The organism is Chimaeribacter sp. YP20170169 (assembly GCF_056739715.1).
The window spans coordinates 1-25,710 of sequence record NZ_CP176825.1; the positions used below are offsets into that span (position 1 = coordinate 1).

A 25,710-nucleotide genomic window follows, 5' to 3' on the forward strand; every position below is an offset into this window, starting at 1 on the left:
TACGGCTACGGGAAAAAGCGCTATGCTTGAAATGATTATTCACTATTTTGAACAATAACGATGAAAGAGCTGAAACCCGACGCCCTCTGGACGCACCTACACTGGCTGTCAGTGCTGGCGGAGCAGGGCAGTTTTACCCGCGCGGCGGAGCGGCTGGAGGTAAGTAAGGCGGCCGTCAGCCAGAAGATCAAGGAGCTGGAGCACCTGGCTGGCGTGCCGCTGGTGCGGCGCACCACGCGCACCATGCAGTTGACCAGCGCCGGCCAGAAGCTGGTGGAGGAGCTGAAGGCACCGCTCTCACAGATTGTGCAGAGCTTTATCAGCGTGCGTGACGCGCAGGGGCCGCTGCGTGGGCTAGTGCGCGTCACCGCGCCGGTGGCCTTCTCCCGCCAGCAGCTGGTGCCGCATATCATTGAGTTTATGGCGCGCTACCCGCAGGTACGCGTCCAGCTGGAGGTGAGCGACCGGCTGGTGTCGCTGGCGGCGGAGGGGTATGACCTGGCGATCCGCCACAGCGACAGCCTACCGGAGACCCACGTCGCCCACCGGCTGTGCGCCACCCACACGCTGGTGGTGGCCGCGCCCGAATATCTGCACCGCCACGGCACACCCGAGACGCCACAGGCGCTGGCGGCGCACCGCTGCCTCTACTATCCGCGGGGCGTGGAGTTGCCGGAGTGGGGATTTATGCCGCAGGGAGAGCGGGGTGAGCGGGTGACGGTGCCCATTAGCGGCAATTTCGCCACCAACAACAGTGAGTCGATCCGGGATGCGGCGGTGGCCGGCATGGGCATCGCGCTGCTGCCGGACTTCAGCGCCCACGCCGCGCTGGAGAGCGGGGCGCTGGTGCCGTTGCTGCCAGCGTGGCGGCCGGTGGGGGCCTTTGCCGACAGCCTCTACATCCTGCGCCCCTGGAGCGCCCAGGTGCCGCGCGCGGTGGCGGCGTTCACCGCCTTCCTGCGCGAGGCCTTTGGCCCAGAGGCGCGCCGCGAGCCGGGTTAGCTGATGGTGCGGGCGGTGCCAGAGACGCGGATACTGCCGCCCGGCTGGTCGCTGATCTGGATGCGCAGCAGGGAGCGCGCGCCCATATCCTCGCCCTGGATAATCTCCACCTCGCCGTGGTGCGGCCACTGGCGATCACGCAGGTAGCCGCCGAGCGCTGCCGCCGCCGCGCCGGTGGCCGGATCTTCATACACCCCGCCGATGGCAAACGGGTTGCGCGCATGGAAGCGGGTCGGGCTTTCGGCATGTACCAGACAGAAGGTGGTGATGCCGTGCGCCTCCATTAGCGCCTTGCCCTGCGCCTGATCGTACTGCATCGCCTTCAGCGTCGCGCGGTGGCGCACCGGCAGGATCAGGTGGCTCGCGCCGCCATAGGCCATCGCTGGCGGCAGGCGGGTATCCAGATCGCTCTCATGCCAGCCAAACAGCGCCAGCGCCTCCGCCAACAGCGCCTCCGGCACCGGCTCGCTGCGGGTTGGCGGCGATTGCAGGCTGGCGGCGGCCAGACTCTGCTGTATCTCACCCTCCACGCTGATATCGCCATTGTTGAGGTAGAGGCGATAAAGGCCGCCGCCAAATTGCTCCGCCAGCGCCGCACCGGCGGCAATGGTGGCGTGGCCGCAGAAGGGCACCTCAATCTCTGGCGCGAAGTAGCGTACCCGCCAGCCATCCTCATGGGGCGCAAGGAATGCGGTCTCCGAGTAGCCCACCTCGGCGGCAATGCGCTGCATCTCCGCCTCACCGGGCAGGGTTTCCGCGATCAGTACACCCGCCGGGTTGCCGCCCTGTCCGCCATCTGAAAAAGCCGCGATACGTTTTATAGTTTGATGTTCCATGGTTTCACGCCTCAGTACTGGGTAAGAGAGGATCAGAGTAACGTGGAACGCAAGAAAAGGCGCGGGGCTGGGCTATTTTTCATCCTTTTGCCGGGTCTCACAGGCATCCTGCTGTGCTTCCTGCCGCGCTTGCGCCTCGCTTTCGCTCTCCATCTCCTCGTGCTGCCGGGTCTCACAGGCTTCCTGCCGTGCCTGCTCCTCCCGTTCACGCTCCTCATCAATCTGCCGGGCGCGCTCCTCCGCCGCCGCGCGCCGCGCCTGCCGCAGGTTCAGCAACGGCGTGACGGTGACGCCATGCACAATCACGCTGGCGGCGATCACCGTAAAGGCGATGTCCACCATACGGGTGGCGTCCGGGCTGTTGCCCAGCCCGTGGGTATAGGCGTAGGCGATGTAGTTGATGCTGCCGATGCCGCGGATGCCTAGCCAGCCAATCAGCCAGCGCCGCAGCGCCGGCATCTCCGAGCCGATGCTGACGAGGTAGACCGACAGCGGGCGGATGACAATGAACAGCACCGCCGCCATCAGCAGCCCCTGGAAGTGCCAGTGCTGCGCTAGCGTGATACCCAGCACAATTACGATGCCAGCGGCAAAGATGCGCTCCATGATATCGCCGAAGGCCAGCGCGTCGCCCACCACCAGCCCTACTGACTTGGCCGGGCCGCCGTCACTGATCATGTGCCGCCGGTTGGGGTTTACCAACTCCTCGGCAGGCGGGTAGGCGTCACGGTCATTGATCTCCTCCGGCGGATAGCGGTTGATCACCACCACCTCGGCCCGCCGCAGGCCGACGCCAGCGGCAAAGGCCGCCAGAAAGCCGGACGCGCCCAGACCCTGCGCGGCGGCGTAGCTCAGGGCAATCAGCGCCAGCGCCAGAAAATCATTCGGGGCCACGTCACGCTGCTTGCTGCGTAGCAGGGTCGCCAGCAGGCCAATCAGTCGGCCCATGCCAAAACCGATGCCCAGACCACCCGCCACCGCCCACAGCACATCCACCAGCGCCCAGTGGCCCCACTCCGCCGTGGTCAGTTCACCGCCGGAGGCCATCAGCATCAATGCCAGCATCAGGAACGGCAGCGCCGATCCATCATTCATGCCTGCCTCGCTGGAGAGCGCCACACGCAGGTCATCGTTGTCGCTGGCGTCATTCACCGAGATCAAGCTGGCCAGCACCGGGTCGGTCGGCGCGACAATCGCGCCAAAGGCCAGCGACAGCGGCCAGCTAAAGCCGAGCATGGCGTGCGCCGCCAGCGTCACGCCGCCCACCGTCAGCACCATCGCTGGGAAGGCCAACCGCGCGCCCATCCGCCAGCTGCGCGTCTTGAACGGCAGCCGTAGCTTCAGGCCGGTGATAAACAGCGAGGCGGCCATCGCAATCTCCGTTACGCGCCCCACCAGCACCGAGTGATCGACCACGTCGATGCGCAACAGGTTGAATACCCAGGGGCCACAGGCGATGCCCGCCGCCAGATACAACCCGAACGTGCTGACCGGGCTGCGGTTAATCCACCCTGATGCCAATGACATCAGCAACAGCAACCCGCCTGTCGCCGCTGTCCAGCCTAAAAAATCCATAACCTCTATCCTCATCGTCCAGGGGTAAACCGGGTGCCTGTAAGCGGCACTCTGTGGTGAAATCCTTAAAAGTGTAGCAGGCGCGGCAAGTTAGCTAAGGCGATGAGGAAAAAAGCGGCGTGCACAAGTGTACGGAGCCGATACTTACCCCAGAGGCCAGCCCCCTCTTGCAACGTGCTGAAACAGCGTCTGTCGTGGGCGCGCCAGAGTGAGCCATCGACTGGCACGCTTTCTGCATTACTCGCTTATCTCCCCTTTGCGACCTGTGACGGGCCGCTGTTTATAAGGAACCGATAAGCATGACTGCACTTTCACTACCCATTCAGGTCGCCCCGCGCACCAAATGGCTGCAACTGCTCCTTGGGTTGGTCTGCATGGCCGCCATCTCCAGCCCGCAGTATGTCTGGACGCTGCTCACCAAGCCGTTGGCCGCGCAGCTCAACGTGCCGCTGGCGGAGTTGCAGGTCACTTTTTCGCTGCTGATTATCCTCCAGACCTTCTTCTCCCCCTTTCAGGGACGGCTGATTGATCGCTTTGGGCCGCGGCTGCTCATCTCCATCGGGACGCTGCTGGCCGGGCTGAGCTGGGTGCTGACCGCACAGGTCGCCAGCCTGCCGATGCTCTATCTGGTCTACGGTGGGTTGGGTGGGCTGGGCACCGGCATTGTTTATGTCGGCGTGGTGGGGCTGATGGTGCGCTGGTTCCCGCAGCGGCGCGGCTTTGCGGCCGGGATGGTAGCGGCCGGTTACGGCATGGGTGCCATTATCACCACCTTCCCGATCTCCCAGTCGCTGGCCGCCCACGGCCTGACGCAGACCCTCTGGCTGTTCGGGCTGGCCTTCGCGGCGGTGGGGTTCCTCGCCAGTCAGGGCCTGCGCCTGCCGCCAGCCGAGGCGGAGCAGGGCAGTGGTCTGGAGGGGGGGGCGCAGCAACGGCAGTTCGCCCCGCGTGAGATGCTGCGCCAGCCGCTGTTCTGGCTGATGTTCTTGATGATGACCATGATGTCCACCTCCGGCCTGATGGTCACCTCGCAGATGGCGATCTTTGCCCAGGACTTCGGCATGACCGGCGTGACAGTGTTCGGGCTGGCGGCGCTGCCGCTGGCGATGACCATTGACCGCTTCACCAATGGCCTGACCCGCCCGCTGTGCGGCTACATCTCCGATCGCATTGGCCGGGAGAAGATGATGTTCTGGGCCTTCGCGCTGGAGGGCGTGGCGATGACGCTCTGGCTGATGTGCCGCCACGATCCGGTGCTGTTCGTGCTGCTCTCCGGGCTGGTGTTCTTCGGCTGGGGCGAGATCTTCTCGCTTTTCCCCTCAACCCTGACGGACACCTTCGGCACCCGCCACGCCACCAGCAACTACGGCTGGCTCTATATGGCGCAGGGCGTCGGCTCCATCTTCGGCGGGCCGCTGGCGGCGTTGATCTACCAACGCAGCGGCGGCTGGGACATTGTCTTTGGCTGCGCCATCTCCCTCGACTTCATCACCGCCGCCCTGGCGATGTGGGTGCTGAAACCCTGGCGCGCCCGCTTCCTCGGCGGTCAGGGCATCGCGATGCCTCAACCCGCCCCCGTCTCCCGTTAATATCTCCGGGCCAGCTCGCTGGCCCGTTGCACCTTAAAACGGTCATTAACGGCGTAGTGCACGTTTTAAGGTGCATTATGAAGCGCTCACAACACGATCTCATCTCTTCAGATACCGTCCAACAACTTCATCGTTTAGGCAGTTCACTGGCGTAGAGCCGGATTGCACGCAATATGCCGCAGGCAGAGGCGGCAGTACGTGCCAACGTCAGTCGGAATACTATCAGCCGCACATGAGTGTGCAGCCCGGCTGATACTCTTTCAGGCCGGGCAATGCCCTGCTACTTAAGCAGTTCGATATAACGCTTCACTGCCCGCTGTACGATCTTCTTGCCGTCGGCCTTGACCTGTTGGCCGGGGAAAGCGCCATAGATACGGCTGAAGGAGATCGCCTCAAGCCGGGTGCCGATGTGGCTGACATCGGTGACGCCGAGCGGTAGCAGGTTGGGGTAGCTCCACATAAAGGAGATGCGCTCGCCGTCGGGGGTGATTTGCAGGGTGTCGCCGCACAGCAGTACGCCGTTGCGGTCATGGCTGTCGGTCCAGTGCAGAACCGTCGCACCGGGGAAGTGGCCGCCGAGGCAGACCAGTTGCACGCCCGGCAGCAGCTCCAACGTTTCGCCCTTCCAGAAACGGATAGCCGGGCTGGGGCGTACCACCCATGCGCGGTCGGCAGCGTGCAGGTGGATCGGCACATCGCCAAAGGCGGCGCTCCAGTCCTGCATCCGGGTGTAGTAGTGCGGGTGGGAGATGGCGATGTGCGCCAGCCCGCCGAGGCTCTCCACCAGCGCCTTGGTGGCATCGTCCAGCAGGGCGGTGCAGTCCCACAGCACGTTGCCAGCCGGGGTGCGTAGCAGGAAGGCGCGCTGGCCGATGCCCAGCTCTGGGGTGGGGTGCAGGCTGAACAGTCCCGGCTCGTGCAGCGCCCAGGCGTGGGCGTGGCTCTGGTCGATCTGCTCCGAGGTGCTCCACGTCTGCCCACCCGGTGGCACCCACTGGCGCTCATCCTCACAAATCGGGCAATGCGCCGGGGCAGTGTGCACGGCGGGGTAGGAAGTACCACAGGTTGAACATACATAATGGTTCATGCATCGCTCCCTCAGGTCAACGGTGCGGCGGCTGCCGCAAGATTGGCGCCGGTTTGTCCCTTCGCATCGAAACCAACGCCACCTGCATAAGAATAGTTGATGAATCAGCCAATGTAGCGCGATTGCACCACGCCGCTGCCCCGCCTCATGTTTTCTCATCTCTCCTCAGTGGGAAGTGGTGTCGCGGGCAGGGGTTCCTCATGATTTCCCACTGTCCTCATTTGTCGGCAATGTGATGGGGAAAATGGAGGGGGAGCACATATGCTAAAAAGACCGTTTTACTTGCGCAGTTTAGGCAAGGTGAAGATATAAGGAGGTCGTGATGCATTCCATTCCCTATTTCTATATCTATCTATGCAAAAACGGTGAGTGGCGTTGGCGTTTTATGGCAAGTGATGGCGGTTTGATTGCGGTCAGCCCGAAGGGATACAAAGAGTTGGCGAAGTGTGAAAGCAACGTTCACATGTTGATGACTGAAACAACGGGGGCGGTCACCATCGGTGATACCCACTATAGCCCGCTAAATCTGTAGATCGGCAGTACAAAATTATCCGTTACCCCCTTGCCGAACAGGGCTGCCAGGCTGACCGTCAGGACGCCTGGAACGGAGCGAACCCCGCCCCGACGCCCCACCACGGGTAACGGATACCCTCAGGGCACCTTGCGATGCCCCAGCCACAGGTTAACGTCGGCGACGCCAGAGCCGGAATAGCACGACAGCGGCTATCACCCCCGCCAGCGCCATCCCGCCGCGCGCCAGCAGCATCAGCGGCGAGGCCGCGCCACCCTGACGCAACTCCCCGACCCGATCCGCACTGAGCGTCACGCCACTGTGGCCAAAGGTGCCCGCCACATAGTTGGTGACCTCCGCCACCTGGCTGTCCGTCAGCTCATGGGCGAAGCCCGGCATCCCCTGGCCCCCCTCTGGCCAGACCCCCTCCAGCACCGCCATCGCGACATTGTCGGTAGTGGGCTTGTCCAGCACTGGATGACCGGCCAGCGCCGGCAGGCCGCGTAGCCCTTCGCCATGCAGGCCATGACAGGCGGCGCAGTTATCGCGGTAGATGCGCCCGCCAGCGCCCAACACCGCAAGGGCGGCCGGTGTGTCATCGCCGTGAATATGGTGATTGACTGGCGTAGTAGGCACCGCGGCCGCGCGCTCCGGCAGCAGGTAGGTGGCGATGGCCTGACGATCTTCGGGTGTCAGGCGCGTGAAGCTCTTGTCGATCGCCTCCAGCATCGGGCCGCCCGCTGTCGCGCCATTGCTGGCGTGGCCAGTCTTCAGGTAGGTGACCAGCATGTCGCGGTTCCAATCATGTAGGCCAGCGGCGGTGATGTCCGGTGCGTACCAAGTGCCGAGGGAGGCGCCAGCCAGCGCCTGCGATCCCTTCTCGGCCATCAGCACATTGCGTGGGGTGTGGCAGGTACTACAGTGCGTCAGCCCCTGCACCAGATAGGCCCCACGGTTCCAGGCCGCGGATTGCTGCGGATCGGGCGCGAAGGGCGTGGTGTCGAGGAACAACAGGTTCCAGGCCGCCATTGAGAAGCGCAGGTTGAACGGGAAGGGCAGCGCGGTCTTCTCGGGCTGGCTCTCCACCGGCGCGACGCCATGCATAAAGTAGGCGTAGAGCGCGGCCATGTCCTCGTCCGTCAGCTTGGCATAGGCGGTGTAGGGCATCGCCGGGTAGAGGTGACTGCCATCGGCGCGAATGCCAAGGCGCACCGCGTCCGAGAATTGGGTCTGGCTATAGCCGCCGATGCCGGCCTGCAGTGACGGGGTGATGTTGGTGCTGTAGAGGGTGCCCAGTGGGCTGGCAATCGGGTGGCCGCCGCTAAAGGCGGGGCGGTTGGCCTCGGTATGGCAGGCGCCACAGTCACCGGCAATCGCCAGATATTCGCCACGCGCGATCAGCTCCGGCGAAGGGGTATCAGCGGCCTGCGCCGTGCCCATGCCAAGGCAGAGGGCGCTGAGCGGCAGGGCAGAGATCCAGGAGTTAGCCATGACGCGTCACCTCCAGAATGTGGTCGGCGGTGCGCAGTGCCAGCGCCATCGCCGTCAGGGTCACGTTACAGGTGCCTACCGTCGGCATCACGCCGGTGCCCGCCATGTAGAGGTTCTCATGGTCATGGGCTCGCCCCCAGCTGTCCGTGACGCTGGTGGCCGGGTCATGGCCCATCGACAGGGTGCCGGTGATGTGCTGGCGGTTGGAGAACGCGCCCGCCTTGCTGTGTTTGATGTGGCTGCCGCCCAACTTCGCGGCGATCTGGTCGTAGCACTGATGCACTACTTCGGTGCCTTTTTTGACATAGTCATCCACGTCCCAGTGCAGGCTGGGCGTTGGCAGGCCGAGCGCGTCGCGCTGGTCGCTGAGCGTCACGCGGTTGTTGGGATCGGGAAGCTGCTCCAGCGCGTTCTTGATGCTGAGGCGGCGAGCGGCGCGGAATTGGATCTCCTCCTCCAATTTCTTGCCGTAGTAACCCTCCTGCAACAGCTCCTTGGTCACGGAGGCGACCTGTGAGGCGTTTGAGATGTCGATGCGGAACGGCGCATGTTCGGCACGGAAGGCACCGTCGCGGAACTGGCCGATGGAGCAGGGGCTGACCGGGCCACGGCCGGGCCAGATCGGCTCATCCACATCAAAGGTGATGCCGATGGCCGGGTGGTCGGTGAGGTTGCGGCCAACGTTGTCGCGGGCGTTGGCGATGCCCTGCGGGAAGCGGTCGCTGGTGGACATCAGCAGCAGTTTCGGCGTCTCGATGGCGTTGGCCGCCAGCACGAAGGTCTGGCCGGTGACCCGGTGGCTCACCTTCTCCCAGTCGTAGTAGTGCGCCGCCGTGATGCGACCCTGGCTGTCATGCTCCAGCTTGTAGACCACCGCCTGCGTCACCACCTCCACCCCGGCCTGTTCGGCGTGGGCCGCGGCAATGCCGCCGTGGTACTGGGCGTCAATCGGGCAGACTGGCATACAGTTGTTGTTGCCGCAGCAGGCCGGACGGCCATCATAGCTACGGCTGTTGCGCCCGGTGCTGTCATCCAGCACCTGGAAATCGGGCGCGAGGCGCTCGGTGACGCGCTGTTGCAGCCAGGAAGCGGGCACGCGCTCCATCGGGAAGGGTTTGGCGCGCGGCGATCCATTCTCTGGCGAGCCACCGACACCGGCGAGCACTTCGGCCTGATAGTAGTACGGCTCCAGCTCGTCATAGCCGATCGGCCAATCCTTGCCGACGCCATACTGCGTCTGCTGGCGGAAATCATTAGGCACGAAGCGCCACAGCTGCGCCGCCCAGTGCCAGCTGGTGCCGCCCAGCATCCGGATGTACTGCGCGTTAAAGGGGTGCGGCCCGGCCTGGTGCAGGTAGCCGTTCGGCTCCGGCGTATAGCGTGGGTGCGGTGCCTGCGGCGAAAAGGGATAAGGCGACATAAAGTCAGACTTGAAGGCGGAGGCGCGGAAACGCTCCACCAGCTCCGCGCGGCCCACCCGTGGGCCGGACTCCAGCATCAGCACGCGTTTGCCGGAATTGGCCAGTCGGGTGGCCAGTAGCGAGCCGCAGACGCCCGCGCCAATCACGACCACGTCGGCAGAAAGGTTGTTACTCATGTGACAATTGCTCTTATTTTAAGGTTGTTTTGCCCAGCTGCCGCACGGGCCGTAGGAGAAACTCGGCGGCACCAGCGTGTCGCTGACCGCCTGATTGGCGAGGGTATTGACGTAGGTGACATAGATGGCCTGATTGCCCTTGCCAACCACCCCGGTATACCAGCCGGTGAGGATGGCCTTGGCCGTCGCTGCCTCGGCCTCATGCCCGGCCGGGAAGGCCAGCAGCGGCTGCTCCAGCAGGGTCGGCTGTGCCGTTAGCAGGGTGGCCAGCGCCGCCAGCTCATCCGCCAGCCGTGGCCGGTTGAGCGCCAGCGCCGTGAACAGCGCCTGCGCCACCGCATCATCCAGCGACGTTTTCATCGTCAGTTGTTGGGAGAGCTGGGTAAAGTCCGCCAGCCCGGCGGCGGTGCGCGCTGGCATGGCAGCCTGGAGGCTTGGCAGGCACAGCACTTCGCCCGCCAGGGTGGTCAGTGCCAAAACGCCAGCCATCTTGATCACGCGCCTGCGTGTGTAGTCAGTCATTACAAACATTCTCACAAAAAAGCCGCCGACGAAGGCCAGCGGCGAAAAAGGTTCAGAGCGCCCGGCGCTTGCGGCGACGCCACAGCAGAAAGGCCGCCGCCGCCACTGCCAGCGCGCCCACCCCGACGCCCAGTTGTGCCAGCCACACCAGCGGCGAGGCCGGCCCCCGGCGCGGATCTCCGCCACCTGCGCCGCGCTGACCGAGTGGTCACCGTGGCCATACTGTTTCAGCAGCCAGGTGGAGAGGGTCGCCACCTGCTGGTCGCTCAGGTGATTGAGGGCGTTCGGCTGGTCGCCAAACGGCGGCATCAGCACCTTGCCCTCCTGCGTCTCGCGCTCCACGCCATACAGGATGGCGGCAATCAGGTTGGAGGGATTGACGTCGGCGGTGGCGGCATTGTGATAGAGGCTGGGGTAGTAGCCATCTGGCGTGCCCTGTCCGTGGCTGCCGTGGCAGGAGGCGCAGTTGCCGGAGAAGAGGCGCGCGCCCTCCTCGTCGGTGGCAGCATTGAAGGGCTGCCCACGGTAGGCGGCGAGCGGGTTGCCCGGCTCTCCCTGCCCAAAGCGCGACGCACCCGCCGTGGCAGTGGTGTCCGGCACGCTGAGGATATACTCGGCGATGGCAGCGCGGTCCGAATCGGTCAGGTAGTGGAAGCTGTGGGTGATCGCCTCCGCCATGCTGCCAGCGGCCTGCGCCTTGCCTACCACACGCCCGGTGTGCAGGTAGGTGACCAGCTCCTGCCGCGACCACTGGCCGATGCCGCTGACCGGATCGGCAGTGATGTTCGGCGCGTACCACGGCCCGACCTGCGCGCCGGTCAACGCCTCACTCTCCTTCTCCTGCATCAGGAAACCACGCGGGGTGTGGCAGGTGGCGCAGTGTGCCGCGCCCTCGGCCAGGTAGCGGCCACGGTTCCAACTGGCCGAGTGGGCCGGATCGGGCTGGTAGCCCGGTGCCTTGAGGAACAGCGCGTTCCACACCGCCATTGAGAGCCGCAGGTTGAGCGGGAAGGGCAACCGCGTCTCGGGTACGGGCGCATCCACTGGCTTCACTCCCTGCATAAAGTAGGTGTAGAGCGCGTGGATATCCTCATCCCTCAGCGTGGCGTAGGCGGTGTAGGGCATCGCCGGGTAGAGCCGGGCACCATCGGCGCGGATGCCCTTGCGCAGCGCATCCGAGAACTGCTGCTCACTGTAGCCGCCAATGCCATCATGGCGGGAGGGGGTTATGTTGGTGGAGATAATCTCGCCCACCGGCGAGGCGATCACCTTGCCGCCGGCAAAGGGTGTGTCGGCGCTGGCGGTATGGCAGGCGGTGCAGTCTGAGGCCACCGCCAGATACTCGCCCTGTTGCAATAATTGGGCATCCGGCGCGGCCTGCGCCGGCATCAGCGCGGCCAGTCCGCTAAACAGCAGGGCCGCAGGCAACAGGCGGGGAAGGCGACGTGTCATACGGCCTCCTTGGCTTGCGCCACCAACGCGTCGGCGGCCTTGAAGGCCAGTGCCACCATCGTCAGGGTGCTGTTGCCGCAGGCGGTGCTCGGCATCGCGCCGCCGCCCGGCAGGAACAGGTTGCGGTGGTCATGGGCGCGGCAGTCGGCGTCCACGACCGAGGTGGCCGGGTCCAGCCCCATGATAGTCCCGCCCATGATGTGCTTGCTCTGGTTGAATTGCTTGGAGAAGGCAATGTCCGTCGCGCCCATCGCGGCGGCGATATTGCGGGCAATCGGCAGCGAGTAGTCACGCGCCGAGCGGCGCACGTAGTCGCCCACATCGTAGTGGATGGCCGGTTTCGGTAGGCCGAGCCAATCTTTTTGGCTGGAGAGCGTCAGGCGGTTGTTGGCGTCCGGCAGGATCTCATGGGCCGCCACGATGTCGGCGGTACAGGCGGTCATGCGGCGGATCTCCTCATCCAGCGCCTTGCCCACTAGCCCCTTTTTCAGCGCGTCGAAGGTGACGAAGCGGTTACGGGCAAAGTTGTTGAAGCGGAAGTAGGCTCCGGCGTGCTCCGAACGGAAGTCGCCCTGCGAAGTCTCCATGATGCCGCTGTTGACCACCGGGCCAACGCCAGCCCAGTACGGCTCCTCCAGCGTCACCGTCATGGTGATCTGCGGGTGGTCCATCATGTTGCGCCCCACTTGGTCGGAGCTATTGGCCAGCCCGTTCGGGTTGCGCGCGTCGGCGGACATCAGCAGCAGCTTGGGGTTCTCCAGGCCGTTGCAGGCCAGCACGAACAGTTTGCCGGTCACGCGGTGGCTCTGCTTCTGCGGATCGTAGTAGTGCACTGACTCAATCTGGTTGCGGGCGTTGGTCTCCACCCGCCACACCACGGCGTTCTCCACAATCACCGCGCCTTTTGCCTCCAGCCGACTGAGCGCGGTGGCGGCGTCATACTTCGCGCCGACCGGGCAGACTGGCACACAGTTATTGTTGGCGCAGCAGGCCGGGCGGTCATCATAGGGCATACCGCTGTTGCGCGCTTGCGCGCACGGGATGTTGTGGTAGCCCAGTTCCTTCACCACCTCGGTGAAGCGCGCCTCGCCCGGCCCAAAGGGCAGCGCGGGCATCGGGTAGGGGCGGGAGCGCAGCGGCGGCCACTGGAGGGCCGGGTCGTCCGGCCCGCAGACGCCAAGCTTGTGCTCGGCCCGCGCGTAGTAAGGCTCCAACGTGGCGTACTCAAACGGCCAGTCACGGCCAACGCCATAGCGCGAATGGAGCTGCATATCCGCTGGCGTCAATCGCCAGCAGGTGCCAGCCCAGTGCCAGGTGGAGCCACCGGCGTAACGCACGTAGCTCTGGGCGTAGGAGTCCGCCCCGGAGAGCTGGAGATAGCCCTTGCCAGCCCCGGCCGGTTCCGGGTGCGGTGCCCAGTCACGCGACGGGTAGCACTCAATGGGGTTGCCTTTGGCGGCCAGCGGCAGGTTGCGGTAGTTTTCGACGATCTCGGCGCGCGGCACACGCGGGCCAGCTTCCAGCATCAGCACCGAAATACCGGCGTCCAGAAGCTGTTCCGCGATCACCACGCCCACCACGCCGGTGCCGACGATCACCACGGTTGATTCAGAAGGGATTGCCATAATGAACTTTTCTCAAAAGGGATCAAAAACGGGGCATGGCGGCGACCGGCGCATTGGGCCGGCTCCAATTATTGGGGCCACTAATCCCATAGGAGGGAATGGTGATCACATCCAGCGTGGTGTGGTAGGTCAGCGCCTGCTCAAAGGCAAAGGCTTTGACACCGCGCTTGGAACTTAGGCAACCGGTATACCAACCGAAAATAATGGTGTGGGCCAACGCCTTCAGCTTGCCCTCCGGGATGGCCGGAAAGAACTCTTCGACAATGGTGGCATTGCGCGCCGTGGCGATGGCGAGGATCTGGCTGACCGCGCTTGCCAGTGCGGGCTGCTCCTGCTCCAGTTGGGCCATCATCCGCAGGCCAACGCCCTCATCGAGCTGGTGGTTGACCAACAGGCGCGAGAGCGCCATGAAGTTGGCAAACGACCCGTTGCTGGCAGGCAGCGCAAAGGCGGGCAGGGCCGAGGTAAGCGCGGTGCCAGCCGCCATCACCAGGCCAGCAAACAGTACCTGCCGCCGTGACAACGTCACGTTAAGGCCCGATAAGGCATCTTTTCTATTCATGGGATAACCACATTGGTTGACGATCGCGCACAAAAAGGAGAATCGAATGTTTCGAATTTGTTTATTTTTGGATAAAACTCTTAGCAAGCTATCAAAGAAAAGTTAAACCTAGGTTAAACAAAAACAGGAGCTAGTTGAAAAAAGACGCCTTCCTGTTACGGAAGGCGTTGGGGTTTACAGACCGTAGACGCTGCCGAAGCGGGCCATGCGCTCAGCGGCCAGTTCCGGCCGCTCCAACAGGCCCGCCTCATCGGCCAGCCGGAACAACTGGCAGTAGTGGCGGAGGCTGCGGGCGCTCTCCATACCCGCTAGTAGGGAGAAGTGGTGCTGGTGGCCGTTCAGCCAGGCGAGGAACACGATGCCAGCTTTGTAGTACTGGGTGGGCGCGGCAAAAATGTGGCGTGCCAGCGGCAGCGTCGGGGCAAGGATGCGTTCATACTGCGCGCGGTCGCCCTGTGCCAGCGCATTCAGTGCCGCCGAGGCCGCCGGGGCGATGGCGTCAAGAATGCCAAGCAGCGCGTGGGAGTAGCCTTCGCTGTCGCCCGCGATCAGCTCCGGGTAGTTGAAATCATCCCCGGTGTACATCTTCACCCCCTCTGGCAACTGGCGGCGCATCTCGATCTCTTTCTCCTTGTCCAGCAGGGAGATTTTGATGCCATCCACTTTCGCCGCATGGTCACGAATCACCGACAGGCAGGCCGCCATCGCCTCGCTGGTCTGGCTACTGCCCCAGTACCCGCTCAGCGCCGGGTCAAACATCTCGCCCAGCCAGTGCAGGATCACCGGCTCGCGCACCTGCCGCAGCACCGCATCGTAGACACGCAGGTAATCCTCCGGCCCACGCGCCACGGCGGCCAGCGCCCGGCTCGCCATCAGGATCAGACGCCCGCCACACGCCTCAATCGCTGACGCCTGCTCCTCGTAGGCGTTGATCACATCCTCCAGACGCAGCCCACGGAAATCGGTCAGGTGATCGGTACCCGCGCCGCCCGCGACCGTCACGCCGAGGAAATCGCGCGCCTGCTCGACGCTGCGGGTGATCAGCGCCAGGCTGGTGGGCCAGTCCAGCCCCATGCCGCGCTGCGCGGTGTCCATCGCCTCCGCCACGCTAAAGCCCAAGGACATTAGGTGGCGGCGGTAGCGCAGCGTCGCCTCCCAGTCGAGGGCGATGTCGGTGCGCGGATCGCGCACCTGCCGGGGATCAGTGACCACATGGGCGGCGGCAAAGGCGCGCCGGTTGAAGGCCGGGGTGGCCGGTGCCTGCCACTGGCGCTCGCCGCGCAGGGTGTAGAGGCTGGACTGGCCGTTGTCGTCAAGCAAACGCACCTGGTGGGTTGCCGTCATCCTGGTTCTCCTTGTGAAGGGGTCAATTAAGGTTTAAGCATCTGCCCGGCGGGCGGCAGTGGCTGCCCGGCAGGGTCGGCCTGCGGCGCGGGGGCTTTTTTCACCCCCAGCAGGATCAGGCTGCTCAGTAGAATCACTGCCGCCGCCACCAGCCACACCGGGTGCAGGGTGTAGTGCTGGGCGAAATAGCCAGCGACAATCGGCGAGATGCCACCCGCCGCCATGCCCATGTTCATCACCAGCCCAATTGCCGAGCCGCGCAACGCTGGCGGCACCAGCTCCGCCGTGAAGGAGAGCACCAGTGGGGTAATCGGGTAGCCGAGGAAGCCGAGGATCAGCACCAGCACAATGATCAGCGGGGTGGAGAGCGGCAGGGTCATCGCCGCCATCACCGCGCCGCTGACCAGCGTAATGCCCATCAGGATGGCGCGCCGCCGGGCGAAATTCCCTTTGTCGCAGTAGCGCCCCAGCAGGAAGCCGCCGAGCGCGCCGGTCAACCCCAGCAAACTGGCGATGGTGCCAGCCACGCCCATCGACAGGTTTTTCACCTGCATCAGATAGCTGGGTGCCCACAGCAGCACGATCCACCATCCGGCCAGCAGCACGAAGTAGTAGAGCGCCATCAGCATCACTGGCCAGCGGCGGAACAGCGAGGAGACCGGGATCTTCTCAGTGGGCGTTTGGCGCAGATCCGCAGGCTTGCGCTCATTTTTCACCAGCAGCGCATAGAGCAGGGCGACCACCAGCCCCATCGCCCCCGCCACATAGAACACCACGCGCCAGCCAAATACCGGCCCCAACATCGCACCCATCCAAGTGCCGAGGAAACCGCCAATCGGGTAGCCCATCCAGTAGAGCGACATCACGGTGGTGCGCTGCTTCTCGGTGGTGACGTTGGCGACCTCCAGCGACGCCGCTGGCCAGAAGATCCCCTCGCCAATGCCGGTCAGCACCCGGTAGAAGATCAGGGAGGTCAGGCTGCCCGCCAGACCGGTGAACACCGTGGCAAGGGAGAACATCACCAGCCCGAGGATCAGCACTGGTTTGCCGCTCAGCTTGTCGGCAATGATGCCGGAGACGAACAGGAACAGGATAAAGCCAAAGAAAAAGGAGGAGAGCAGGATACCGGCTTCGCCCCGGCCAAGGCCGAAGTCTGCGGTAATCAGCCCTACCGCCGATGAGACGGTCATCCGGTCAACGGAGTACATCATGTATCCCAGCCCGCACAGCACGGTGACCAGGATCATTTTGCGGGTCTCTGTAGTCATAGTGTCCTCGACATTGTGGATCGCGACGAAAACAGCCGTGACGGCTCTGTCGGGTAAGTGAAGGCTTAGCCGTGCTCGAGATGGCGGGCCTTGCAGGTCAGCAGCACCTCGTCCGGGTCCCGTTTCCACCAATTGTGTTCAGAGAAAATTTCCACCTCATGGAAACCGCGATAGCCCTGCGCCTCCACCGCCTGACGGCAACCGCGAATGTCGATAACGCCATCACCCATCATGCCGCGATCCATCAGCAGGTCGCGGGTGGGCACCAGCCAGTCGCAGATGTGGAATGCCAGGATGCGCTGGCGACCGGCACGCGCCACCTCTGGCAGGAACTGCGGGTCCCACCAGGTGTGGTAGAGATCCACTGCGATGCCCAGCCCGTCGTCGCCCAGCTCATCACACAGCGTATTGGCCTGTGCCAGGGTGTTGACGCAGGCGCGATCCGCGGCATACATCGGGTGCAGTGGCTCAATCGCCAGCGGCATTCCCAGCGGCCGGGCGTACTCCAGCAGGGCGCTCAGGCCATCCCGCACCTGCTGGCGCGCCCCGGCCAGATCCTTCGAGCCAGCCGGCAGCCCGCCGACCACCAGCACCAGACAGGCGGCGTTCAGTTCCAGCGCCTCATCCACCGCCCGCCGGTTATCTGCCGCTCTCTCCTGCCGCTCCTGCGGCGTTGCGCCGGGGAACATCCCGCCCCGGCAGTAGCCCGTGACGGTCAGATCGTGGCTGCGCAGGCGGCGGGCGGTCTCCTGCAAGCCGAGCGCCTGCACCTGATCCCGCCAGGGGGAGATGCCACGGATGGCGTGGCGCGCGCAGCCATCGATAATTTGGTCCAGCGTCCACTGCGTGCGCAGCGTGGCGGTGTTGATGGAGAGTTTGTTGGCATCCGGCTGATCCATGATCGGCTCCTTAGCGTTCCAGTGACGGGACATCGACCCAGCGGCGCTCTTTCCAGCTCTTGAGCGCCAGATCGACCAGTTGCAGTCCCTTCGCGCCCTCCAGCAGGTTCCAGCGATAGTCGCCCTCACCCCAGACGTGGCGCAGGAACAGCTCCCACTGCACCTTAAAGGCGTTGTCATAGGGCTGGTTGTCCGGCACCGCTGCCCAGTCGGCGAAGAAGTCGTGGGTCTGGCGGATGTCCGGGTTCCACACCGCCTTAGGCGTGTTGACACCCGCTTGGGTGAAGCAGTCGGTCAGGCCAGCCACTGCCGAGCCTTTCACGCCATCCACCTGGAAGGTGACCAGATCGTCACGGCGCACCCGCACACACCAGGAGCTATTGATCTGGACGATGGCCCCGTTGTGCAGTTCGAAGGTGGCATAGACCGCGTCGTCGGCGGTGGCGGGGTAGGGCTGGCCCTGCTCGTCCCAGCGCTGCGGCAGGTGGGTGGCGCCGATGCAGCTCAGGCTCTTGATCTCACCGAACAGGTTGTCGATCACGTAGCGCCAGTGGCAGATCATATCGAGGATGATGCCGCCGCCATCCTCTTTGCGGTAGTTCCAGGAGGGACGCTGCGCTGGCTGGAGATCGCCCTCAAACACCCAGTAGCCGAACTCGCCGCGCACCGACAGCAGATCGCCAAAGAAGCCGGACTCATTGAGCAGGCGCAGCTTCTGCAAACCGGGCAGCCAGAGTTTGTCCTGTACCACGCCGTGGCAGACGCCCTTTTCACGGGCATAGTGGTAGAGATCGAGCGCCTCATCCAGCCCTAGCGCCACCGGTTTCTCGCTGTAGACATGCTTGCCTTTGCTGATGGCCTTTTTCAGCAGCGTCGGGCGCGCCTGGGTGGTGGCGGCATCAAAGAAGATGGTGTCGTTTGGGTTCTCCAACGCCTGATCCACATCGGTGCCCCAGCGGGTAATGCCGTGGGCCTTAGCCAGCGCCTCAATTTTCTCCGCGTTGCGGCCAATCAGGATCGGATCTGGCATTAAGCGATCGCCGTTTGCCAGCGCAACGCCGCCTTGCTCACGGATTTTGACAATCGAACGAATCAGGTGCTGGTTTTTTCCCATGCGTCCGGTGACGCCATGCATAATGATTCCGACAGGGATTTGCGCCATGTAGTGACCTCGGGCTACGTAGTGAAGGGGAGCAGGCTGGTTTTCATCATCCAGCCGGTTATCAACCATCTGGTTGATAACGTCATCCTAGACCAAATAATTCATCGCGTGATTGATCCCTTTCACATAACCAACCAGTTAGTTGAATTTTTTCAGGCGCGTTGAGTTAGCGGGTTTAGGCACTATAATGCTTAGCACTTTCATCGGAAAAACAAGGAGGCAGCGTGGCGAGCAGGGTTGCGAAGGACAAGGGCGAAGCGGCTGACCGCCAGAGCCGGATACTGGATGCCGCGCGGGCGGAGTTTGCCGAGAAAGGCTTTGACGGTGCGCGCGTTGACAGCATCGCGGAGCGCGCACGCGCGAACAAACAGCTGATTTACTACTACTTCACCAATAAAGACGTGCTTTTTACGCGGGTGCTGGAGGAGGCGTACCGGGACATCCGCCAGCAGGAGGCGGCACTGGGGCTGGACGCACTGCCGGCCAACGAGGCGATTTTGCAACTGGTGGAGTTTACCTGGAACTACTACCTGAATAATCCGGCCTTCATCCGCCTGCTCAACAGCGAGAACCAGCTCAAGGCGCGCCACCTGAAAACCTCGGACGCCGCGGTGGTGGACATCAACCGTAGCTGGATCAGCATCACCCAGGGACTGCTCGACCGGGGGCGCCAGGAGGGCAACGTCCGGCCGGACATCAACGCCATGCAGCTCAATATCAACATCTCGGCGCTGGGCTTCTTCTACCTGATCAACCTCTCGACGCTCTCCATTGTCTACCAGCGCGATCTGGGCGAACCGGCGGTACTGGCGGAACGGCTGACGGTGATGAAAGAGTGCATCGCCGCGTGGATCAGGCCGGTGACATAAGCCACGCAACTTCAGAGGCGCGATTTCCGGTCTGCGTCGCGCGCCCTGTCAATCCGGCTGGCAAGCGCCTTTCGCAAGTTTTCCAGATAGTGCATGACTGATTTAGCCATGCCCCGTCGGCCAAACATCACATCATAATTAATCATCGTTTTGATGATTAGCCACGGAGAAACTGGTGCGGATCTCTTCGGGCGTCAGCCCTGACACATTGGCGAGGCCAGCGTTGATGCGTTCAGCAATCACTCGGGCATTTTTTCAAAGCGATTCATATAACCCTCCTTTCTCTCGTTGTCATTATTCGCTGAGCGCCACGGGCAGCCCCGTTGGGCAGAGGAGTGCGTTTAACATATATACAATTTCTTCGACTTAACCCGCAGGTAAGGACTTACCAGGCTTTTCGCGGAAAACCCCTTCCTTTTAGGTAGGGTATGCAGAGCAAAGCGCCCGACAGGGCGCTAATGAGGGCGGTTCTGATCCTCAATATATTTCTTAATCACTTCGAGGGGCGCACCGCCCACACTGCCAGCAAAATAAGACGGCGACCAAAGCGCGTCTGACTTCCACGCGGGTTTATGCAAATCAGGATGAAGCAATTTCATCTTGCGACTGCTCACCCCTTTCAGGCTGTTAACCAGTTTGCTGATCGCCACCTTCGGCGGAAAGTTAAGCAGGATATGGATGTGATCCGACTCCCCGTTAAATTCTACAACCTCGCATTCGAACTGCTCGCATACGTTGCGGATTATCTTCTCCAACGTTTCCAGATGGACGGCGTTAAACACCTTGCCCCTGTACTTAGTGATAAAGATTAAATGGCAATGCAGCACAAAGACGCAATGCCGCCCCGTTCGATAAGTTAACTCCATAGACCAACCTTGAAAATGTGCTATAAAGCCTGTAGTTTAGCGCACTATGAGCATTCATACCAAAACACTCTCAGTCAGAGTTAAAGACAAACACGCCGCCGTTTTGCGGCAGATGGCTTTTGAAGTCAATCAGGTCTTTAATCTGGCAAACGAGATAACCAGCGCGGCATATAGCAACGCTGGCGAGTTTGGTGCGCAGATCCCCAAATGGCTATCGGCGTATGATGTTCAAAAGCAGACTGCCGGACTCCGCAAGGAAAAGGGCTATCTGATCGACAGCGCCAGCATTCAGGAAGTGATCGCCGTACACGGCAAAGCCCGCAAGCAGTTTAAGCGGTCAAAACTTCGCTGGCGTGTCAGTGGCGGCACTCGCCGTTCGCTGGGCTGGATCCCGTTTAAAGTGGGCTTTGCGAAGTGGCATAACGGCAGCGTTACATTCGCTGGCAAGCTGTTTAATGTCTGGGATAGCTACGGTTTGAGCGGCTACAAATTCCGCGCGGGTAGCTTTTCAGAAGATAGCCGGGGGCGTTGGTATTTCAACGTAGCCGTAGACTATGAGGAGCAGCCAACCGAAGGCGTTAGCGCCGTTGGTATCGACTTAGGCTTAAAGGATATTGCCACCACGTCAGACGGTGAAAAGCTGGAGGGAGGGCGGTTCTATCGTGATCTGGAGCCAGCATTAGGCAAGGCACAACGGGCGAACAAAAAGCGCCGCGTAAAGGCTATCCACGCCAAAATTAAAAACCGCCGCAAAGACGCTTTGCACAAATTCAGTACGGCAATGGTGAAAGCGAATGCGGCAATATTCGTAGGCGACGTGAGCGCCAGCAAGCTAATCAAAACAAAGATGGCTAAGCGCGTTTTAGACGCGGGCTGGGCGATGCTCAAAACACAGCTGGAATATAAGGCGATTGCGCGATCAGCCGTGTTTCAAGTAGTCAACGAATCCTATTCCACCCAGGCTTGTTCGTGTTGTGGGGCGCTATCCCCCAACAGTCCGAAAGGTAGAGCAGGTCTGCGAATAAGAGTATGGACTTGTCGCGAGTGCGGAACGCTACATGATCGCGATGTAAACGCGTCAAAGAATATACTCGCGGCAGGGCATTGCCGTCTAGCTGTAGGAATCCCCGCCCTTTAGGGAGGGGAGGATGTCAAGTCATCAAACAGGTAGTAGTCCGCCAGGAAACGGAAGCGGGTGCCGCCGTCAAAGCCGTTGCGCTTATAGGAGCCTTTATCGCCATCACCGGTCATGTTGTCGAACTGCGGGCGGATACTGCCGCCGACAGTGAAGTTCAGGCGGCTCAGCGGGTTGCCTGCCTGCGGATCTTGTTTAATCAAGGTGACTTCAGCGTTCGTCACAAAAGATGCGCTGCCGATCATCAGACCCAGGCCAATGGCCAGGGACAGATTTTTTTGCTTTGTTGTTAACATTAAGTAGCCCTGTGTAAATTGCTTTGTGTATCGCGGGCGGATAATAGCGTGAGAATCATGACAGAAAATCGTTTGAAGAGGCCCTATTTGGCGTTTGTTGTGGTAGAAAGATTAAAGAAATGTTTCCTTTGTTTCGGGAATTAACAACTCTGGCGATTTTTTGGCTTATTTTAGTTAAGTATAGAATAAAAAAGGCTAATTTTTCTTAAGTCAGAAAATGAACTTAAGCAAAATTTGACCCGATGTTTTTTTAAGTCATTGCTTTTGCCCTCTCTCTAGAGCATCAACATCGGAAAGCCTAAAAGTGGGGTTTGGCAGATTCAGTATAGGGCGTCTGGTTAACCCCTTGGTGCCCGGTTGGCAAAAGCAGGCCAGAAGGCGACACGCGGATGGATGCTCGCTGCCTGAGAAGACCATGACATTGATTTACCCGCCAATCACGACTACGGTTTACTCATACCTAACCTATTGATGGGGGAGTTAAATGCCAGAGTCTACCTATATCCGCATTGAGATCTATTCAGTCGATGAGCATACCGGCCGCACCTATAAGATCTTCACCACGCCGACCGAAGAGCAGGGTGAGAAGCGTCTGGAGGGCGAGTGCCTGATGCAGAACACCCTGCCCAAGAACTACTCTGATGAGGAGATGTTGCAGGAGGCGAAGATCCATCTGGAGCGTGAGGGCTACTCCAGGGATGACATTCAGGACGTGACCTACCACTGATCCCGGCCAGTGGGCGTTTTCGCCCACTGGCACCGTTTTTTTATCCTTCTGTCGCACCGGCGCGGTGCAGGCTTTTGCCTGATGCGCCGCGAATGGGCAGGGCGGCCGCCTATTAATAATTCTGGAAATAGTCCTGAATCAGGGCGCGGTCGTGGGTCTGGGTCAGGGCGGTCATCAGCAGGATGCGCGCCTTGGCCGGATTCAGGGAGTCCGCCACCAGTCCCGGCATATTGTCGTCTGGGGCCACTACGCCGCTGCCGGTGCGTGAGGCGCGTACCACCACAATGCCCGCCTGTTCAGCTTTCTTGATGCCTGCTTCGCTGCGTACCGAGGTGGAACCGCCGCCGGTGCCGACATAGATGATGCCGTCTGCATGGTGCGCGATCGCGGCGTCATACATATATTCCGGGTCATCCTGATAACCATAGATGATCACCACCTTCGGCAGGCGGTTCACATCGCGCACATCAAACACCGAGCGCAGGGTATGGATCTTCTCCACCCGCGTCTCAAAGTGTGGCTTGCCGCCGACAATCACCCCCAGATAGCCCTGCTCCGGTGCCTTAAAGGTGTCGAGCGTGGTGGTGTTGGTCTTGGTGATGAAGCGCGCCGCGCCGATGCGGTCATTCATCACCAGCATCACGCCGCGCCCCCTGGCGTTGGGATCGGCGGCCACCGTGACCGCCTCCAGCAGGTTCATCGGCCCATCGGCGCTGATCGCCGTCGCTGGCCGCATCGCGCCAGTGATCACCACCGGTTTGTCGCTTTTGACCGTCAGGTTAAGGAAGTAGGGCGTCTCATCCAGCGTATCGGTGCCGTGGGTGATCACCACGCCATCCACGTCGTCGCGCGCCAACAGGGCATTCACCCGTTTGGACAGGGCCAGGATGATGTCGCTGGTCATGTCATTGCTGCCGATATTGGCGATCTGCTCGCCATCGACTCTGGCAATCGACTTGACCTCCGGCACCGCGTCAATCAGCGCCTGCACCCCGATCGCCCCGGCCTTGTAGCCGATGGTCTGGGTGTTGCTGGCCGCCGAGCCAGCGATGGTGCCGCCGGTCGCTAGAATCACGATATGGGGTTGCTGGGTGGCAGCAAACGCACAGGAGGTGAGCGCCAGCAGGGCGGCGGCAAGAAGTGATGTGAATTTCATTGTGTTCCCTCTTAAAAACTCCAGTTATGGTCAATAAGCCCAGCAAAAATCAGGCCAGGTCTTTGATATTCCAGTTATTCACTGGAAATTTCATTATGGGCGCTGGCGGGCGGCAGAAAGATTGACCTTCCGCGCAAAAGCCATAACTATGGTTTTTTGTTTTGGCGAGGAATCACACAATGGCAAGACTATTTATCGTGCATGGGTACACCGCAGGCCCGGAGAGCCACTGGTTTGGCTGGTTGAAACAGCAGGCGGAGGCGTTGGGGATGCAGGTCTGCGTACCCGCGATGCCGGAAACGCAGGCGCCGCAGGAGCAGGCCTGGCTAAGCGCGCTGGCAGAGTGCGTAGGGCAGGTGGATGCGGATACCTGGTTTGTCGGCCACAGTCTGGGGTGCGTGACGGTGCTGCGCTACCTCAACGACCAGCCTGCCGGGCACGATGCGGCAGGGGTATTGATGGTGTCCGGGTTCAGTGAACCGCTGGCGACGCTGCCGAAACTGGATGCCTTCACCGAACGCCCGCTGGATTGCGCCCGGCTCATTGCAAAGGTGCCGCACCGGGCGGTGGTGCTGTCGCTGGATGATGAGATTGTCCCGCCAGCGGCCTCGTTGCGTTTGAGCCAGCGGCTCGAGGCACCGCTCTATGGCCTGCCAGCGGGAGGGCACTTTCTCGATCGCCAGGGCTTCCGTGAACTGCCGCTGCTGGCAACCCTGTTGCGTGAGTGGCAGGCCGCTTAGGCCGGGCGCGCACCCTGTGCCAGATAGGCACGCATCTCGGCCTCCGGCACCATGCCGCCACCGGTGGCCCAGACCAGATGGGTGGCATTCGCCATCTGGGTGGCTCCCAGTTGGTGCTGTTGCTGGTACTCCCCGGCGGCGCAGATGCGCTGCGGGCCAGCCATCCCGGCCAGTGCGGAGGGTTCGAGCTGGATATTTTCGCTGTCGCTCAACAGCCGCAGCAGGTCATACATCGTCTGGTCACTGAGGGTGTAGCAGCCATCCGTCAGCCCTACCATCGCCCGGCCAACAAAGCCGGAGGCGCGGCCCACCGCCAGCCCATCGGCGGCGGTTTTGTTGTCGATGCCAATCTCCTGCACCGAAAGGGCATCATGCAGGCCGGTGCTCATCCCCAGCAACATGCAGGGCGAGTGGGTCGGTTCGGCAAAGAAGCAGTGCACATGGTCGCCAAACGCCAGTTTCAACCCGAAGGCCACGCCCCCCGGCCCGCCGCCCACGCCGCACGGCAGGTAAACAAACAGCGGGTGGTCGGCATCCACGTGCACCCCCAGCCCTGCAAACTGCTGGCGCAGGCGCAGCCCGGCCACCGCATAGCCGAGGAACAGCGTGCGCGAGTTCTCATCATCAATGAAGAAGCAGCGCGGATCGCCCTCCGCCGCCTGACGGCCATGCGCCACGGCCACACCATAATCCTGCGCGTACTCCTTCACCTCCACGCCGTGGGCGCGCAGTTTGTCCTTCTTCCATTGGCGGGCATCGGCGGACATATGCACCGTGACGTGGAAGCCCAGCCGCGCGCCCATGATGCCGATGGACAGCCCCAGATTGCCGGTGGAGCCGACCGCAATGCGGTACTGGCCGAAGAAATCCCGGAATGCTGGCGACAGCAGGCAGGCGTAGTCATCATTCAGGTTCAGTAAGCCCGCCTCAAGCGCCAGCTTTTCGGCATGAACCAGCACCTCGTAGAGGCCACCGCGCGCCTTGATGGAGCCGGAGACCGGCAGGTGGCTATCCTTCTTCAGCCAGAGCGCGCCGCCAAGCGGTGCCTGACGGCTGAGCGCCCGCTGCATCGCCGGGATCGGCACCACCGGCGACTCAATGATGCCACCGGCCGGGGCGGTCGCCGGGAAGGCCAGCGCCAGACAGGGGGCAAAGCGTTGCAGGCGCGCCGCCGCCTCCTCCACCTCGTGCCGCGTCAGGCCGACGAGCGGCAACCCCTCCTTGGCGGGGAGCGTGTCGGGATTAAACCAATTAACCTCATTTAAACGGATCAGTTCCCTGACCAGCGGTGTCTGTTTAATTAAGGCATCAATGTCCGGCATAATAGTATTCCAAGAGAAAAGTAAACGGCAGCTTATTTCCAGCGTGCAGGAAGATCTCCGATATAACAGATTCTTTC

At 62.2% G+C, this 25,710-nt stretch carries 22 protein-coding genes and 1 pseudogene; 7 read left to right on the forward strand and 16 right to left on the reverse strand.

Translation table 11 applies throughout. The features are described from left to right. Positions 1–60: 60 nt before the first annotated feature. A complete protein-coding gene (locus ACK3SD_RS17810; RefSeq protein ID WP_481127710.1) occupies positions 61–1,002 on the forward strand; it encodes a LysR family transcriptional regulator in 942 nt (313 codons plus the stop codon). Here ACK3SD_RS17810 and ACK3SD_RS17815 read toward each other — a convergent pair. Both ACK3SD_RS17815 and ACK3SD_RS17820 read right to left on the reverse strand, forming a co-directional pair. Then, the gene (locus ACK3SD_RS17815) at positions 999–1,838 is read right to left on the reverse strand and encodes a PhzF family phenazine biosynthesis protein (RefSeq protein WP_481127711.1); all 840 of its coding nucleotides are present in this window, start codon (positions 1,836–1,838) and stop codon (positions 999–1,001) included. The two genes, ACK3SD_RS17810 and ACK3SD_RS17815, sit on opposite strands and share 4 nt — an antisense overlap. 72 nt (positions 1,839–1,910) lie before the next feature. Beyond that, a complete protein-coding gene (locus tag ACK3SD_RS17820; RefSeq protein WP_481127712.1) occupies positions 1,911–3,413 on the reverse strand; it encodes a cation:proton antiporter in 1,503 nt (500 codons plus the stop codon). Positions 3,414–3,712: 299 nt separating this feature from the next. On the opposite strand from ACK3SD_RS17820, the gene oxlT reads away from it, so the two are divergent. Next, the gene (gene oxlT / locus ACK3SD_RS17825) at positions 3,713–5,002 is read left to right on the forward strand and encodes an oxalate/formate MFS antiporter (protein ID WP_481127713.1); all 1,290 of its coding nucleotides are present in this window, start codon (positions 3,713–3,715) and stop codon (positions 5,000–5,002) included. A 280-nt stretch (positions 5,003–5,282) separates the two neighbouring features. On the opposite strand, the gene ACK3SD_RS17830 is transcribed toward oxlT, so the two are convergent. After that, on the reverse strand, positions 5,283–6,089 hold the full coding sequence (locus tag ACK3SD_RS17830) for an MBL fold metallo-hydrolase (protein WP_481127714.1): 807 nt from the start codon (positions 6,087–6,089) through the stop codon (positions 5,283–5,285). A gap of 322 nt (positions 6,090–6,411) precedes the next feature. Between ACK3SD_RS17830 and ACK3SD_RS17835 the strand changes: the two genes are divergently transcribed. Further along, a complete protein-coding gene (locus tag ACK3SD_RS17835; protein WP_481127715.1) occupies positions 6,412–6,621 on the forward strand; it encodes a YegP family protein in 210 nt (69 codons plus the stop codon). Between the two features lie 150 nt (positions 6,622–6,771). Here the strand turns inward: ACK3SD_RS17835 and ACK3SD_RS17840 are convergent, their stop codons facing one another. The 9 genes from ACK3SD_RS17840 to ACK3SD_RS17880 all read right to left on the reverse strand — a co-directional run bounded on the left by ACK3SD_RS17840 (position 6,772) and on the right by ACK3SD_RS17880 (position 18,522). Beyond that, positions 6,772–8,091, reverse strand: coding sequence for a cytochrome c (locus tag ACK3SD_RS17840; protein ID WP_481127716.1), 1,320 nt, complete (start codon positions 8,089–8,091; stop codon positions 6,772–6,774). Next, positions 8,084–9,688 (reverse strand): GMC family oxidoreductase, encoded by a 1,605-nt coding sequence (locus tag ACK3SD_RS17845; protein WP_481127717.1) that lies wholly within the window; start codon positions 9,686–9,688, stop codon positions 8,084–8,086. The genes ACK3SD_RS17840 and ACK3SD_RS17845 overlap by 8 nt, the downstream gene beginning before the upstream one ends. An 18-nt stretch (positions 9,689–9,706) precedes the next feature. After that, positions 9,707–11,662 (reverse strand): sugar dehydrogenase complex small subunit, encoded by a 1,956-nt coding sequence (locus ACK3SD_RS17850; protein ID WP_481127718.1) that lies wholly within the window; start codon positions 11,660–11,662, stop codon positions 9,707–9,709. Next, a complete protein-coding gene (locus tag ACK3SD_RS17855; protein ID WP_481127719.1) occupies positions 11,659–13,287 on the reverse strand; it encodes a GMC family oxidoreductase in 1,629 nt (542 codons plus the stop codon). The genes ACK3SD_RS17850 and ACK3SD_RS17855 overlap by 4 nt, the downstream gene beginning before the upstream one ends. Positions 13,288–13,309: 22 nt before the next feature. Continuing rightward, on the reverse strand, positions 13,310–13,849 hold the full coding sequence (locus ACK3SD_RS17860) for a sugar dehydrogenase complex small subunit (protein ID WP_481127720.1): 540 nt from the start codon (positions 13,847–13,849) through the stop codon (positions 13,310–13,312). Positions 13,850–14,023: 174 nt separating this feature from the next. After that, positions 14,024–15,193 (reverse strand): dihydrodipicolinate synthase family protein, encoded by a 1,170-nt coding sequence (locus ACK3SD_RS17865; RefSeq protein ID WP_481127721.1) that lies wholly within the window; start codon positions 15,191–15,193, stop codon positions 14,024–14,026. Positions 15,194–15,219: 26 nt separating this feature from the next. Next, positions 15,220–16,461 carry an MFS transporter gene (locus tag ACK3SD_RS17870; RefSeq protein ID WP_481127722.1) on the reverse strand — a complete coding sequence of 414 codons (1,242 nt, stop codon included), beginning with the start codon at positions 16,459–16,461 and terminating at the stop codon, positions 15,220–15,222. A gap of 65 nt (positions 16,462–16,526) precedes the next feature. Then, positions 16,527–17,360: a sugar phosphate isomerase/epimerase family protein gene (locus ACK3SD_RS17875; protein ID WP_481127723.1), complete on the reverse strand. Its 834-nt coding sequence runs from the start codon at positions 17,358–17,360 to the stop codon at positions 16,527–16,529. Between the two features lie 10 nt (positions 17,361–17,370). Beyond that, positions 17,371–18,522 carry a Gfo/Idh/MocA family protein gene (locus ACK3SD_RS17880; protein ID WP_481127724.1) on the reverse strand — a complete coding sequence of 384 codons (1,152 nt, stop codon included), beginning with the start codon at positions 18,520–18,522 and terminating at the stop codon, positions 17,371–17,373. Positions 18,523–18,746: 224 nt separating this feature from the next. On the opposite strand from ACK3SD_RS17880, the gene ACK3SD_RS17885 reads away from it, so the two are divergent. Next, entirely contained in the window at positions 18,747–19,391 is a 645-nt protein-coding gene (locus tag ACK3SD_RS17885; protein WP_481127725.1) for a TetR/AcrR family transcriptional regulator, read from the forward strand. A gap of 455 nt (positions 19,392–19,846) precedes the next feature. Here ACK3SD_RS17885 and tnpA read toward each other — a convergent pair whose 3' ends face one another. Next, the gene (tnpA, locus tag ACK3SD_RS17890) at positions 19,847–20,257 is read right to left on the reverse strand and encodes an IS200/IS605 family transposase (protein WP_481127726.1); all 411 of its coding nucleotides are present in this window, start codon (positions 20,255–20,257) and stop codon (positions 19,847–19,849) included. 46 nt (positions 20,258–20,303) lie between these two features. Here tnpA and ACK3SD_RS17895 point away from each other — a divergent pair, with 46 nt between their 5' ends. After that, positions 20,304–21,395, forward strand: a complete 1,092-nt coding sequence (locus tag ACK3SD_RS17895) for an RNA-guided endonuclease InsQ/TnpB family protein (protein ID WP_481127727.1) — start codon at positions 20,304–20,306, stop codon at positions 21,393–21,395. Positions 21,396–21,406: 11 nt separating this feature from the next. Here the strand turns inward: ACK3SD_RS17895 and ACK3SD_RS17900 are convergent. Beyond that, positions 21,407–21,688 (reverse strand): annotated as a pseudogene (locus ACK3SD_RS17900) (porin); the annotation flags it as partial. A 484-nt stretch (positions 21,689–22,172) separates the two neighbouring features. Here ACK3SD_RS17900 and ACK3SD_RS17905 point away from each other — a divergent pair. Further along, positions 22,173–22,415, forward strand: coding sequence for a hypothetical protein (locus ACK3SD_RS17905; RefSeq protein ID WP_481127728.1), 243 nt, complete (start codon positions 22,173–22,175; stop codon positions 22,413–22,415). A 112-nt stretch (positions 22,416–22,527) separates the two neighbouring features. Here the strand turns inward: ACK3SD_RS17905 and ACK3SD_RS17910 are convergent, their stop codons facing one another. Beyond that, positions 22,528–23,571, reverse strand: coding sequence for a type II asparaginase (locus tag ACK3SD_RS17910; protein WP_481127729.1), 1,044 nt, complete (start codon positions 23,569–23,571; stop codon positions 22,528–22,530). Positions 23,572–23,750: 179 nt separating this feature from the next. Between ACK3SD_RS17910 and ACK3SD_RS17915 the strand changes: the two genes are divergently transcribed. Beyond that, entirely contained in the window at positions 23,751–24,311 is a 561-nt protein-coding gene (locus ACK3SD_RS17915; protein ID WP_481127730.1) for an RBBP9/YdeN family alpha/beta hydrolase, read from the forward strand. On the opposite strand, the gene ACK3SD_RS17920 is transcribed toward ACK3SD_RS17915, so the two are convergent. Next, entirely contained in the window at positions 24,308–25,633 is a 1,326-nt protein-coding gene (locus ACK3SD_RS17920; RefSeq protein WP_481127731.1) for a D-serine ammonia-lyase, read from the reverse strand. The two genes, ACK3SD_RS17915 and ACK3SD_RS17920, sit on opposite strands and share 4 nt — an antisense overlap. Positions 25,634–25,710: the final 77 nt, after the last annotated feature.

Bases quoted from the DNA above. Each gene is read 5' to 3' on its own strand.
- ACK3SD_RS17810 (WP_481127710.1), top strand. From the start codon at position 61: ATGAAAGAGCTGAAACCCGACGCCCTCTGGACGCACCTACACTGGCTG.
- ACK3SD_RS17815 (WP_481127711.1), bottom strand. From the start codon at position 1,838: ATGGAACATCAAACTATAAAACGTATCGCGGCTTTTTCAGATGGCGGA.
- ACK3SD_RS17820 (WP_481127712.1), bottom strand. From the start codon at position 3,413: ATGGATTTTTTAGGCTGGACAGCGGCGACAGGCGGGTTGCTGTTGCTG.
- oxlT (WP_481127713.1), top strand. From the start codon at position 3,713: ATGACTGCACTTTCACTACCCATTCAGGTCGCCCCGCGCACCAAATGG.
- ACK3SD_RS17830 (WP_481127714.1), bottom strand. From the start codon at position 6,089: ATGAACCATTATGTATGTTCAACCTGTGGTACTTCCTACCCCGCCGTG.
- ACK3SD_RS17835 (WP_481127715.1), top strand. From the start codon at position 6,412: ATGCATTCCATTCCCTATTTCTATATCTATCTATGCAAAAACGGTGAG.
- ACK3SD_RS17840 (WP_481127716.1), bottom strand. From the start codon at position 8,091: ATGGCTAACTCCTGGATCTCTGCCCTGCCGCTCAGCGCCCTCTGCCTT.
- ACK3SD_RS17845 (WP_481127717.1), bottom strand. From the start codon at position 9,688: ATGAGTAACAACCTTTCTGCCGACGTGGTCGTGATTGGCGCGGGCGTC.
- ACK3SD_RS17850 (WP_481127718.1), bottom strand. From the start codon at position 11,662: ATGACACGTCGCCTTCCCCGCCTGTTGCCTGCGGCCCTGCTGTTTAGC.
- ACK3SD_RS17855 (WP_481127719.1), bottom strand. From the start codon at position 13,287: ATGGCAATCCCTTCTGAATCAACCGTGGTGATCGTCGGCACCGGCGTG.
- ACK3SD_RS17860 (WP_481127720.1), bottom strand. From the start codon at position 13,849: ATGAATAGAAAAGATGCCTTATCGGGCCTTAACGTGACGTTGTCACGG.
- ACK3SD_RS17865 (WP_481127721.1), bottom strand. From the start codon at position 15,193: ATGACGGCAACCCACCAGGTGCGTTTGCTTGACGACAACGGCCAGTCC.
- ACK3SD_RS17870 (WP_481127722.1), bottom strand. From the start codon at position 16,461: ATGACTACAGAGACCCGCAAAATGATCCTGGTCACCGTGCTGTGCGGG.
- ACK3SD_RS17875 (WP_481127723.1), bottom strand. From the start codon at position 17,360: ATGGATCAGCCGGATGCCAACAAACTCTCCATCAACACCGCCACGCTG.
- ACK3SD_RS17880 (WP_481127724.1), bottom strand. From the start codon at position 18,522: ATGGCGCAAATCCCTGTCGGAATCATTATGCATGGCGTCACCGGACGC.
- tnpA (WP_481127726.1), bottom strand. From the start codon at position 20,257: ATGGAGTTAACTTATCGAACGGGGCGGCATTGCGTCTTTGTGCTGCAT.
- ACK3SD_RS17895 (WP_481127727.1), top strand. From the start codon at position 20,304: ATGAGCATTCATACCAAAACACTCTCAGTCAGAGTTAAAGACAAACAC.
- ACK3SD_RS17905 (WP_481127728.1), top strand. From the start codon at position 22,173: ATGCCAGAGTCTACCTATATCCGCATTGAGATCTATTCAGTCGATGAG.
- ACK3SD_RS17910 (WP_481127729.1), bottom strand. From the start codon at position 23,571: ATGAAATTCACATCACTTCTTGCCGCCGCCCTGCTGGCGCTCACCTCC.
- ACK3SD_RS17915 (WP_481127730.1), top strand. From the start codon at position 23,751: ATGGCAAGACTATTTATCGTGCATGGGTACACCGCAGGCCCGGAGAGC.
- ACK3SD_RS17920 (WP_481127731.1), bottom strand. From the start codon at position 25,633: ATGCCGGACATTGATGCCTTAATTAAACAGACACCGCTGGTCAGGGAA.